The following is a 12,379-nucleotide window of genomic DNA, read 5'->3' on the forward strand; positions in this document are numbered from 1 at the left end:
TCGACAATGAGTGCCGCCGATGCCATCGTGTGGATTCTCTCGCTACTCGCGATAGAGAGGTCGGCAGATGAGAATACGTTGGGTCGGGATCTCCGTGGCCATGCTCGTGAACTGCGGGGACAAGGAGCCCCCGGCGCTCGAAAAGTCCGTGAGGCACATCGAATTTCGCTCGGACGGGGAAATCGACAAGGCGTCGCCCATGCCGTATCCCAACGTCTTTCTTCCGACCGAGAAGCTCATCACCGATCCCATCGTTCGGGGCGACGTGGACCAGCTCGCGGCACGCCACTCGATCGAGAGCCGCGCAGTTGGCTACGGCGGGAGCACGAGCAAATCGTGGCTCGCGTACCGCAAGATGGTCGCAGATGCGTCGTCGAAGGAGCGACTCGCTCTGCTCATGCACCAGAGTCCCGTCGTGCGTGGATACATGGCCGAGTACATCGCGGTCCGAATGCCGGCAGACAGCGAGCACGTGTACACGCTGCTCGCGGACGCGACGCCCGTGGACACGTTGTCTGGCTGCGTTGGCCAAGAGGAGTCCGTCGCGCTGAGGGCCTTTGCCGCCATGCTTCCCGACGAGAAGGACAAGCGACGCGGACCGTATCTCGTGCGCGTCGCAAGCGATGAGCACCTCACCTTTGCGGTTCGCGCGCAGGCGGTGAGTTTGCTGGCCGAAGACAAGCGCCCCGATGCGCATCGCTTTGCGAGCATCGCGATATCGTCCTCGGACGAACAGCTCCGCGGTGCAGGACTGCGCGCGCTCGGCCAAACGGCGCAATCCCAGGATCTGGAGCAACTGGCGGTGTTCGCGCGCTCCCCGGATGCGAAGGCTCGAGAAGACGCCGCCAAGGGCCTCGGCAGCATCGGGTCACCGCAGGCGTGCGAGCTCCTCGAGACATTGTTCGGCGATCCCGATCCCGAGGTTCGGCGGTATGCGCTCCGCGCGTATGCGGAAAACGGCGCGGCCGACCTGGCGAAGATCCGTGCGCTCCTTACGGATACCCAAACGTGGTTCGAGATCGTGTACCGCGTTGCCGAGAGAGGTACGGAGGAGACGTTCGACATTCTCGAGCCTGCACTGATGACGGGCGCACCGCCCATGGACAGTGATTCCATTTCGAACTCCGTGCGCGGCTTGGCCAAGAGTGCGGGCGTCCGCGCCATTCCCAAGTTGCGTAAGCTTCTCGACTCTCGCGTGTACCAGGTGCGCGGCTACACGATGGACACGCTGGCGGATGTCCGTGACAAGACGAGCATTCCCGCCATCCGTGCCTTGCTTCGCCGAAAGGAGCTCTGGGACGTCGAACATGCGTCACGCGCGCTGGTGAAGCTCGATGCCAAAGAGGCCATTCCTGATTTGCTCCCACAATTGAAGCATGACAATCCTCACGCGCGCATTGCCGCGGCCAATGCCTTGGTCGCGTTCCACGCGCGGAGTGCCATCCCGGCGCTGGAGGCTGCGGTCGCTCTGGAGAATGGTTGGTCCAAGGAAAAGCTTTCGAGCGCGCTCCAGGCACTGAAACGGGGCGACGAGCTTCCTCCGTGAACATGGAGTCGATCGGTCACGAGGGGGCATCGCATCAGGCGCGGCTGAGCGCCGCCCACGCCGCCTCGAGCCGCCGACCGCGCGCGGTCCTCGCGACGCCGAGGAGCGCGCGATCGCGCGCCCATCGTTCCCGCGTCTCGACGGGTGCGGTGTCGAAGAGCGGGGTGACCCGCTCGAGGAGCGACCGAGTATGCGTGAGCGCACCGCCGAGCGCGATATGGATCTCCGGCGACGTGGGATCGCCGAATGCCAACGCGCGAAGCGTGACGATGGACGCCGTGAGCTCCTCGACGATATCGCGCGGCCACGACAGCGCACGAGCAAGGCCGCAGACGTGTGCGATCAATGCGCCGAACACGTGAAGATCCTCGATGGTGCGAAACGGCTTTAGGTAGCGATCGTAGCCATCGCCCTCGAGGACATCCTCACCGCGAACGCTCACCCCGTCGAGCGTCACCTCGGCATGCGGGATCTCCGGTGCAAACGGCGGAGGCGGCATGGGCTCGATGCGAACGCCGTCGGCTTTCGAATCGACACGCACCAGGCGAAGCCTATTCTTGCCACCATCGTCCACGCCGACCGACGCGACGACGAGGAGCGCATCGGCCGCGGGCGCGAACGTCGACCACCGCTTCCTTCCGCGGAGCACGAAGCCCCCACCCTCCGCATCGAGCCGCGTCGCAATGGCGCGCGGATGCGCGCCGCCGTCCTCCGTGGCACAGAGCGACACCGCAAGATCCCTAGGAAGTGCCGGCACCAGCGTGTGCAAGGCAGCCTGGTACCCCGCCGCAAACGCAAAGCCGATCCGATCGCACGCAAACGCGGTCACCACGGCGCGGTCGAATGGCACGGAAAATGTCGCGGCAACCTCGCGAGCGCGGATGCGGAGCGCATCGATGGAATCAATCTCGCCGATCGCAGGCGAGGTGAGCAAATAGTGAAGAAGAGTAATCATGATTTACCTATTGGCGATTGGCGCGCGCGATCAGCGGTAGGGGTTACCGTCCTTGGGGCCGCGGACGAGGGTGGTCTCGTACTTTTCGCCGATGGGGATCTTTTCCGGCTCGCGGGCGAAGGACTGAACGAACCCGCAGCGACGACAAATGTAGGCTTCGATGATGCCGAAGACCACGGGTGGCCGCATGCCAAAGACCATTCCGGACAGCTGCTCGGTCCGAGCGTGCGTGGCGGTGAGCACGTACGAGCCGGCGTCGTCGCTGTCGTCGACTGCCTTCGGCATCGCCCGCACGATCTCGTTGTGAGCGCAGAGGGGACATCTACCTTTTCGCATGTCGTGCATGCTTGAAGTATACCCTCGGTTTCGGCACTCGCATTCTCGCGCCCCTAGACCGATTCGTCGACGAATCGATCCCGTTGCCCGATGGGCCCCTCGGGACGCCACGAGCACCATGGAATACGGGCGTTGACCTTTTGAGCCCCGGCCATCACGGTGGCCGCTGGCGGGTGATGCAAGTGCAAGAGCCAGTCGTCGAACGTATCGAAGGGCACGGCCAAATGCAGGCGGAAGAAGAAGTCGTTGTCCTCACCGCCCCAGCCTTCGTACCGTTCGTCGAAGCCATGGATGCGACGGAACGCCTCGGTCCTAAGCCACAAAGAGCAGCTCGGCGGCCGCCGGATTTGAAATGCGCGCAACCGGTCGACGTCCACGTCGGGCGCGCCGCCGTGGAGGCGTTGGCGAATGGCCGCCGAGCTGGAAGCCTCGTCGAGGCACGACATGTCCCGGTACGTGAGGTGGGCGCCGGTCCCCGGGCGTTGCAAGCGGGCAATGTTCCGCGCCATGTAGTCGCGATCGACGAGGACATCGCCGTCCAGAATGCAGAGCAACTCGGAGTCTTCGGCGGCGTTCGTCACCGCCACGTTGATGGCCCACGAGCGATTGAAGGGTCCCGCCTTCGGCGCGAACAGGTATTGGTCGACGTATGGCTGGACGGTGTCCCGCCAGCGGGCGCTTTCGTCCGACTCGATGACGAGCACGCGGTAGTCGTGGCGGGGAATCGATTGATCCTGCAAGGCGAGAAGGCAGGCGAATAGATTTCGCAAGCGCACCCCTTGCGTATCCCTATCCCGAAAAGGGATGACGACGGTGACCATGGGCGACCGACCCCCGCCAACCGGCCGCGGCGAGGCGTTTTGCAGTTCCGCGGCGGATACGGCGGGAACCTGAGGCTCGTACTTCGCACCGAGGTGATAGCCAACGCGCGACATGCACTCGGCTTGCCATGCCTTCTCGAACAGAGCCTGCGTCGGCTCGCTCGACGCGCTTTCGAGCAAAGCGGTTTTCAAATCGAAATACGGTACCGGGGCGGTTGGCTCCGCGAACAGGTTTTCACCGCGCGATCGAATCGTCGCATCGGGGTGCTTCCGAATGGCATCCACCACCGAGAGCGTCCACGGTTGCGAGCGTTCCCAATACGTCCGATTGGCCGTCTTGACGTCGGGATCGGAGGCCACCACCACGCTGTCGGCGACCGCCCGGGCCAAAATGGCGCGATCCAAAGGCATGCAACGGGACATGAGATTTCTCCTCGAGGTCAATGTCGGCGGTCCAATCGGGCGAACAGCCCTATTCCAATGAGCATGAGGACGGCCGCCATCCGAAACATCACGGCATAGTTGGTGGTGCGAACCACCAACCCGAAGAGGGGCCCCGCCACGATCGTTCCGATATCGTAGAACGACGTAAAAATCGCCAGCGCGGAACCGCGTGCCCGTGGGTCCGCGCGTGCGACCACGAGCCCCAATAGAACGGGAAGCCCGTACCCCTGCCCGAGGCCACACGCGATCCCCGCGGCCGCGATTCCATATCCGCTCGATGCTTGCCCGAGCAGGAAGAGGCCCACGGCCATCCACGCCATTCCCATGAAGAGGACGCGCTTGGGGCCCATGCGTTCGGGCAGTCCACCCCCCAGCACCCGCACGATGATCGACATCGTCGTGTACATCGAAAAGAAGATCGCCACCGAACCGATGCCGGTGGTTTGAACGAACGTCTTTAGAAACGTGAAATAAATGGCCGCGATGATGGCGCAAAGCAAGCTCGCGAACCACAGCGGGAGGAGTTCCCGCTGCCAGATGGCTGCCGAGAAGCGCCGCGGCGGCCCGTCGCCTACGGGTGCCGCGGCGGTGAGCGTCGCGGAAATGGCCCACGCGAGCATCGCAAGCCCGGTGGAGGTCGCAAAGAGCAACGTGTAGTCGGGGCGCAGGCGCAGCAAGACTTCACCGAGCAGTCCCGCAAGACCTATCGGGAGAATCCCCGCCACGCCGAAGAGGCCAATCCCCTGAATGCGGCGCCGCTCCGGCAGATGATGGGCGGCATACGCATAGAACGAGGTGACGAGTACCTGAATGGCAATCGTCTGGAGCATGCGCAACGGGTAGATCCAACGAAGGCCATGGCCTTGCGCCAGCATGTACCCGCACGTGCTCATCGTGGCCAACACGCCGCCAACGAGGAGAACCGGTCGCGGTCCCACCGCATCGATGCGGCGTCCGAAAAACGGTTTGACCACAATGGCGAACGCCGCGCTCACGGCATAAATCAAGCCGATGTCGAATTCGCTGGCACCGCGCGCATGGAGATAGCCCGGCACGTGCAGATGGAGCTGAAACGAAAGCGCGTGAAAGAAATAGGCTACCCATGCCAATGCAAACGGACGGGTAAGGAGGGGCACGGGGTGGGCGGCGGTCGTGTTCATCGAAGGAGATCACTTCCTCCGCAACCGAATGCTCTCAACGAAGGACGGCACCAATTCCGCGGGGCGGCCGGGAGCCGGCACCCGTGTGGCCGTAATGGGCACCATCATCCAGGGTTGCCCCTTCAAAAGGGGCGAGTGCACCGGGACGAATCCCTGATCGAGCAGCGAAATGGCGAATTCGGTAGATACGTAGCCGCGTGCGTCCACACAGCCGGTACCGTGCCATGGAAGCAGTGTGGAGCCGCCGAGGAGGGAGATCCCAAGGCGCCCCGCTCGGGGTACGACCCCCATGCGCACGCGCACGTCGAACGGTTCACCGTAATATCGAAGCAGCGCGTTGGCCCGCACCGACGCCATGTAGCGGATGCTGTGTTCCCAGGCCGTCGTGAGCAGCGTGCGCCGGGCGTCACGCAGGCCGTCGCGTTCCAAGTTGAATAAGTCCTCGTAGAGGGCCTTGGACCACGCGAGCGGAGTCATGCCCGACGGCGGGGGCGGAATCGGAACCGAGTGCACGAGGGACAGAAACAGTTCCTGAAACGTCAGATGTTCCGAATCGGCATGGCGCGCGGCGGCCACGCGGAGCGTTCTCAGCGGATCGTGGTCCACCGAAAGCCCTTCGAGGGCGGCGCGCAGGCGATGTTCCTCCTGCCGGATCACCTCCTGCCGGCGCGCACGGGTTCCCGGCCCGAAGGTCGCTTCCGCGAGGTCGTCGATGTCGCGAAACGCGATGCGCTCCGCGCCGACCCAATCGAGGTATGCGTGCAGCCCATTCAGGTACGCCGCCACCCTCGCCTCGGAACGCGGCCGGTAGTGCTGTCCGTCGGTCAGCACCGTGAGTCGAAGGCCTGGCTCGAACAGGCGTTGAACGGAGAGTTCGAGTTCGCGCAAACGCACCAGAGCACCGAGCTCCGCAACGTCGGGCAAGGGTCCAAATGCCTTCAGCGCGCTTTCGCAATGCTTGATGGGGAATCCCAAGATCACGATATGCACGGGCAAATGCCGCTCGATGTGCGGGCCCATGTCGCGCATGGCCGACTCGATGGGGTAATGACCCCGCGGGCCTTTGCAGAATTGTTTGCGCGTCAGCACGTGGTGAAGCAGGCGCACGGTGCGCTCGACGTCGCTCGCAGGCACCGGCCCGACCTGCAGCGCCGCAAGCGCGGCCGCTGCGTTCCGCTCCGCATCGAGCTCCGCCCGCGCCACCAGCCGGTCTACGATGGCGCGCGATTGCTCGAGCGAGAGATGGACCGCATGATCGGCAGCCACCGGCGGCGCATCGAGTTCGGCGAGCGCGAGCTTGGCGATGGTCTGCGCATCGAGCGGCGCAGGAACCACGCCACGCATCGGGGTGTGGACGCGCGGCGCCGTTTCGAAAGTGGCAATCTGGGGAGCGTCGTCGGTGACGGGCTCGCCGGCAAAGCCCGGGGCACGTGCAGCCACCACGGTGGCCGTCGGAAATGCCGCCACCATGGCCGCCCTGTTGGCCGCGAGGTCGTCGAAGAACGCCACCACCTCGAGCCCCGACAAGGCACGCACCTGCTCGACCTTTAGCTCGGCCACCGGGCGGGTTCGGTCATCCGGCATCGTCAACAGGGTGGCGTGAACGATCCCGGCGCGCGCGAGCACGTATTCGGTCTGCTCGCGCACACGGTCCCGGCGCCCCGTGCTGAACACGACCTCGCCCCCCGCTTGGACGATGTCGTGGGCGAACTGGGCGATACCCGGTGTGGGCTCGTCCGAGCGAAGGTTCTCCCAGGGCCGATAATAGGCCATTTCGAAGCGGGCACGAAGTCCGCCCCAATCGACGTCCGGGTACTTCTGCGGCAGCCGATGGTGCGCGAGAAAATCGAGCCAACCGGCCTCGTGGTGCACCGGCAGCGGGTCGAGCCGCTCGGGGTCGAGCCATTCCGCAACCTGCCTGGCCGCAAGCAGTGTACGCGTGCGCGGCATCAACGCGCACAGATCGAGATCGATGATCACCGCAGGTTTGGGCAGCGACCGATCCGCGGAGCGCTTTCGTGCAAGGTCTTCCACCCGCTGCACGACGGCGCGCAAGAGCGCATCCTGCGCCGGAAGAATCGTGTGCACGAGACCGCGCACGACAGGGTCCGCCGACAGCGCCTTGGCGGCCTGCGGATCGAGAAAGCGCAGCTCCCGCGCCGCCGCCTGAAGAACGGCTCGATCGATGTCGAACTCCGGCCGGCGACAACCCGCGGCGCGACGAAATGCCTCGCCGAGACTCGCGAGGCCCCTGCGCACGGCGTCGAGGGACTCGGGGCCTCGAAAGGTCCGACTGCGAGGCGCCTCCGCGGTGACGCCAACGACGAGTCGGCCGGTAGCACGTCCATCGGGCGCCATTTCGAACGCGAGCGGGCCCTCATGGCAAAGCGCTACGCCGTATCGTTCCAACGCCACCCGGGTGCTCTTCACGAAGGGGCGCACGAAATAGTCGACGAAATGGCGCCATTCGTCCACCTCCGGTGCACGGGTCTTCGGCCATGCGTCCAAGGTGACCGCACGCGTGCCACCCGGATGCAGCGGATGCCATGGCCACGGCGAGCCGAGAGGCAGCAGCATGGCACAATGCATCCGCAGCGTCGGATCGGAGATCAGAAGCTCCTGCAGAGACCGCAGTGTCCGGCGCTTGGACAGGCCATCGTCATCGACGTCGTTCGATGAAATGGGGCGATGAACTTCGACCGTCAACGCGGTCGACGAATCCGGCGCATTCGATTCGATCATGGTCGACAAAGGGCACGCAAAGCCCGCGCGGTGCCCTTCATCATGACTCTACGAAAGCGGAACGAACTTCATTTGAGCGCACACGAAGAAAAATCGCGTGGACCTGATCCATCATCGACGACGGCAGGAAGAACGAACATTGTATCGATCGCGTCTCACTCGAGACATCTGTAAATCCACCCACACGCCGTCCGATGCCGCCAAGGCTTGTCGCCAAGTGCACGAGCGGAACGAGCGTATCGAGATCACATCATGGAAGCGATCCGCGGACATCGACGATATCGATGGCCTTCTGGGGTCCACTCGCCGTGGAATAGCTGACGACGACCTTGTATCGCCCATCGGGAACGTCGATGCCGGTGTGCGTCGGGACGGACGCGTTGCATGCGAGGTTGACCGACGCAAAGACGTCGCGTCCGCTCGAATCGGTCCCGGTCTTCCGATATACCTGATACGTACCGGCCACCATCTTCGTGGTGCCGTCGGGCTGTGGCACGGGGACATGATCGATGTCGAGCCGCCCTACGCGAAAGGGTCGCGGTCCCTGCCCAGGTTCGCCGAGGGCGATGGGTATCTGCATCGGATACCCTCCTTCGACGATGCCGTCGATGGTAAAGAAGTAATTGAAATACGAGCCGGCGCGCTTGCCGAATTCGGCGGAACTTTCACCGTCGGCCAGTGCGATCTCATGGGAGATACTCTCCTGGAGCCGATAATACTGCACCGTTTGACCGGCACGGGGGAGCGCGCAGGACGCCGTCGCGAATCGGCGGTTGGGCGCCACGATCTTGGCAACCTGACGGCCGGCGTAGTCCCAGGCGTGAATCGTTTTCGTTTCGCCTGCGGGGATATCGACGACCTGACCGTCGGCCTCGTCGTAGCCGAAGGAAACCATGTACTGGCCCGGGAGCAAGGCGACGGGGACCGTCCCGTCCCATGTGAGGGGCAATGGGTCGTTGTGGATCTTGGTGGCCACACCGTTGATGATGCTCGAAAGGTTGACATATGGCGCCGGAATCATGGGCAGCTTGCTGAGCCCGAGCGTAGGGCTCGTCACGCCCTTGATGTCGAGAGAGAGCAGAGACGCCTCCACCGTGGTGAAGCTTCCCGGTGCGACGTAGGTAAATTCTCGAGTGATGACAGGATACGAAAGAAGGCTCCACCAATAGGTGACGCCCGTTTCTCGGAGCGGTCCAATCTCCTCATTAAGATTGCCATACAGCGTGCCGATTCGAACACGCGCGTTGGCGGGCGCTCCGGGAGGAGCCACCACCTTGATTTTTGCGGGCGGATCCGCTTCCGCGCGCAGCTCGCGTTGAACGACGGGGTCGTTCACGACGTCCGTACCCTCGATCGAAGAATCGTTCGAGGCATCCGCGCAGGCTACGAGGGCGAGGGAGCTCCATACTGCAACTGGAAACGCACTTCGAATGAAGAACCGATGCATTGTCAAAGACTCCTATCGTCGGGAGTGCTTATCCCGAGCTCGGGCTCGGAACGAGCCGTCACGGAGTCATTGGGATGGCGCGGCCGGTTCGATCAAAAAATCGACGGGCGCACGATCGACGCAGCAATTTCCGCCGTACCTCGAGCGACGCGGGACCGGAATGGGGGGTGAAGAACTGACATTCGGGCGTCGTCATCCTCATTGCATGCTGGTGCGTTCGCCGCCATCGTCGATGAAAGCGAACCTATATGAGAAAGTGCAGCCATCTCGTGTGAGGCGGCACGCTCTACAGTGGGCAGATTGGTACCTCGGCGGCGTGGAAGTGGCCGTGTGCACGCTCGACGGCTCATAAATCCGCTTCGCCTCGCTCAACGCGGCCAACGACACCGTCTTCATCAAAGAAGGGGGTCTCGACGCAGGTTGGGTCGATGAGCAGGTCACCAACGTGTCGAACTTGGAGCTAACGCAATAGCGGTCATCGTTTCTTCGTGCGTCGCGTGCACGATATAGCAAATATCACCTCGAAGCCCACGGCCCATCTTGCCGTCGACCCGCAGAAAGACGCCGATTGATACCGGTGGTCTTCCCGTGGACCATGACACCTTGGGCGATACATTGCGCAAATCCGCAGTCGATTCGACCTGCCAGTGGGACGGCGAAGACACAATGCAACTTTCGCAAGAGATTGCTATTTGTGTCTTGAAAGACGAATGCGAATGGCCCACCTTCCAGCATGGGCGTGGGCTCATTCGCGCCTCCCGAACGTCACGTTGGCCATCGTGCCCAGACGTCAGTCGATTGAATTTGCGCAACGAGGAATACGATGAAGCTGCGGCGGATAAATCCGATTGTCCCAGCTCCGGGGGCACTCGTACAGCTCGCTCGTGATCAGCGCGGCGCGGGGTCCATCGAGTATGGCCTGCTCCTCATCGCGATCATGCTCGTAGCGAGCACCGCATTCCGGGCACTCCAGAATCGCGTCGTTCGTGCGGCGCACGACCCCGGGAACCCCGGCGGCGGCGTTGCGACGAACGGCGCCGTTGGCGGCCCGGGCACTTCCGGAAACGGAAACGTGGGCGGCGCTTCCTACAGCCCTGGCGGCGGCTCGTACAATCCCGGCGGCGGCTCGTACAGCGTTGGAGGTTCCTCGTACAACTTTGGCGGCGGCTCCTCACCTGGCTCTGGCCCTGGCCGGGGTGGCGGCTACCCGGTACGCGGTGGATCTGGAGCCGACGGGTCGGGCGGCACCACGAAGTTCGGGGCCGTCCTAGGCGACGGCAAATGGATCACCTCGACCCAACATGACAATGGACATATGACGTACAACGTCAATGGCGGCACGTTCAACGTCGTCAACAACGACCAACACAATCACTACCACGACCTACCGCCGGGCGCAGGCCCCAATTACCAAGCGCCCAATACGTTCAACTACGTCCACGGTACGACGCATACCACGCATATCTATCCCGACGGGACGTCGACGACGACGACCTCGAACGTCCACACGCCGAATCCGTGGAGCAAGCCCGCCGACTCCTACAGCGTCAATGTCCATGGGGGCGAGTTCAATGCCGTGGGCGGCTCGAATACCAATCACTTTCACGGCGCGCACGGACAGACGCCGACCTACAACGAGGTCCTCGGCAACCAGCACAATTACTACTACCATTCGAGCCCGCCAAACTCCGGCAAGGGCCCGAAGCCATCGAAGAAGAAATAGTCCACCGTGTCGGCGCCTATGAATCGCACGCCTCAAACTCGAAGAGCTCTTCGTCGGCATGGACAATGGGAAGTCCGAAGCACCCGCATGCGACGACGAGGGAGGGGGCCCAAACGAGTGTTCCCCAAGTCATTCCCATCCAAAGCCCACACGGGACGGAGATGATGATCTCCAACCCCGAGGTCGCCTTCGACGCCAATAGGATGATGCTGGTCAGTTGGGCATCCACAAGGGCCAGTGGAATGGATAGGCGCCACCCCCATCGGACTTCCCCGCCGCGAGCCGTGCTTTTCACTCGGAGCAGCGCTGCCCAGAGAGTTCCCACGAAAAGGGTGGGAATCGCGATTTCGAGAGCCACCGTCGAATACGGGATGCCGGGATCGACGAACAGGGGCGCCCAAATGGCACCGACGCAGCAGGCGAGCGCGAAGCCCACGGCGACGAGCGTTGAGACAGGCCAGGGCTCGGCTAGGGCGAAATGCTTCGGGAAGGCGACTGCCGATGGATTTCGATGCTGTCTGCATGACTCGATTCCCGATCCACGGCATAGTCGCGGGCATCGAGCCCTCGTGCGAGCATGCCGCTGGGCGGCTCGGGATCGCTCGTCAGCGGTCGAAATTCGGTTGCAGGCGGCACGCATATCCAAGAGCAGAAGGCGATAACCACCGCCCCGCCCCGCCTCGAGCTCGAAGGATACTGCCTCCAAGTCTCGCGGATTCATGCCGCCCCCGAGCCTACGGGGAGAGCGCGTCAGTGCGCCGGGTGCCCCTCGCGTTCGAAGCGGTCGAGCGCCTCGAGCATGGGCGGCGTCGGCTTGAGGATGCGCGTTTGTCCCTGCGCGTCTTTCATCGCCCAGCCCCACGAGCCGTCGTCGAGCGTCACGCGCTGGACTTCGCCGCGCTCTTCGGCGTGCAAGAGAGAGTGCGCGAGCTGTTCGGGTGTCATTTGGGGCGCTCCGATGCTGGAGAGCTTGCGGCTTGCAGCGGCAGCGAGTGCGCTCTTCTTCTTTTTGTCCTTCGGCATGGTTCCCTACATAGCATCGACCGACGCTGGATGCCTCTCGTCGAATGAACAAATGGGGCGGCGGCTTCAACAACGACAGCCGGGCCGATCTCACTCGGGTTACCGGACGTACCGCTCATTCGGCGCCCCTCGTTGGCGAAGAGGCCAGCGCCCGAGATCCTCGACGATCTCGGGCACCGGTA

The 12,379-nt window shown here is 63.5% G+C and carries 9 protein-coding genes; 2 read left to right on the top strand and 7 right to left on the bottom strand.

Annotated elements, in window-relative coordinates; genetic code table 11:
- Positions 1-67 precede the first annotated feature (67 nt).
- Positions 68-1,546 carry a HEAT repeat domain-containing protein gene (locus tag LVJ94_39635; GenBank protein ID WXB03008.1) on the top strand — a complete coding sequence of 493 codons (1,479 nt, stop codon included), beginning with the start codon at positions 68-70 and terminating at the stop codon, positions 1,544-1,546.
- Between the two features lie 34 nt (positions 1,547-1,580).
- On the opposite strand, the gene LVJ94_39640 is transcribed toward LVJ94_39635, so the two are convergent.
- The 6 genes from LVJ94_39640 to LVJ94_39665 all read right to left on the bottom strand — a co-directional run bounded on the left by LVJ94_39640 (position 1,581) and on the right by LVJ94_39665 (position 9,451).
- Positions 1,581-2,501: an acyl-CoA dehydrogenase family protein gene (locus LVJ94_39640; GenBank protein WXB03009.1), complete on the bottom strand. Its 921-nt coding sequence runs from the start codon at positions 2,499-2,501 to the stop codon at positions 1,581-1,583.
- A 30-nt stretch (positions 2,502-2,531) separates the two neighbouring features.
- On the bottom strand, positions 2,532-2,786 hold the full coding sequence (locus LVJ94_39645) for a hypothetical protein (protein WXB03010.1): 255 nt from the start codon (positions 2,784-2,786) through the stop codon (positions 2,532-2,534).
- 104 nt (positions 2,787-2,890) lie between these two features.
- Positions 2,891-4,081 (bottom strand): hypothetical protein, encoded by a 1,191-nt coding sequence (locus tag LVJ94_39650; protein WXB03011.1) that lies wholly within the window; start codon positions 4,079-4,081, stop codon positions 2,891-2,893.
- 17 nt (positions 4,082-4,098) lie between these two features.
- A complete protein-coding gene (locus tag LVJ94_39655) occupies positions 4,099-5,262 on the bottom strand; it encodes an MFS transporter (protein WXB03012.1) in 1,164 nt (387 codons plus the stop codon).
- A 9-nt stretch (positions 5,263-5,271) separates the two neighbouring features.
- Positions 5,272-8,004, bottom strand: a complete 2,733-nt coding sequence (locus LVJ94_39660; protein WXB03013.1) for an L-tyrosine/L-tryptophan isonitrile synthase family protein — start codon at positions 8,002-8,004, stop codon at positions 5,272-5,274.
- A gap of 250 nt (positions 8,005-8,254) precedes the next feature.
- Positions 8,255-9,451, bottom strand: a complete 1,197-nt coding sequence (locus tag LVJ94_39665; protein WXB03014.1) for a hypothetical protein — start codon at positions 9,449-9,451, stop codon at positions 8,255-8,257.
- Between the two features lie 823 nt (positions 9,452-10,274).
- Here LVJ94_39665 and LVJ94_39670 point away from each other — a divergent pair.
- Entirely contained in the window at positions 10,275-11,174 is a 900-nt protein-coding gene (locus LVJ94_39670; protein ID WXB03015.1) for a hypothetical protein, read from the top strand.
- Positions 11,175-11,924: 750 nt separating this feature from the next.
- Here the strand turns inward: LVJ94_39670 and LVJ94_39675 are convergent.
- Positions 11,925-12,197 (bottom strand): hypothetical protein, encoded by a 273-nt coding sequence (locus LVJ94_39675; protein ID WXB03016.1) that lies wholly within the window; start codon positions 12,195-12,197, stop codon positions 11,925-11,927.
- Positions 12,198-12,379: the final 182 nt, after the last annotated feature.

The sequence above is a fragment of the Sorangiineae bacterium MSr11367 genome, assembly GCA_037157805.1.
In the GTDB taxonomy this organism is placed as follows: Bacteria; Myxococcota_A; Polyangia; order Polyangiales; family Polyangiaceae; genus Pendulispora; species Pendulispora rubella.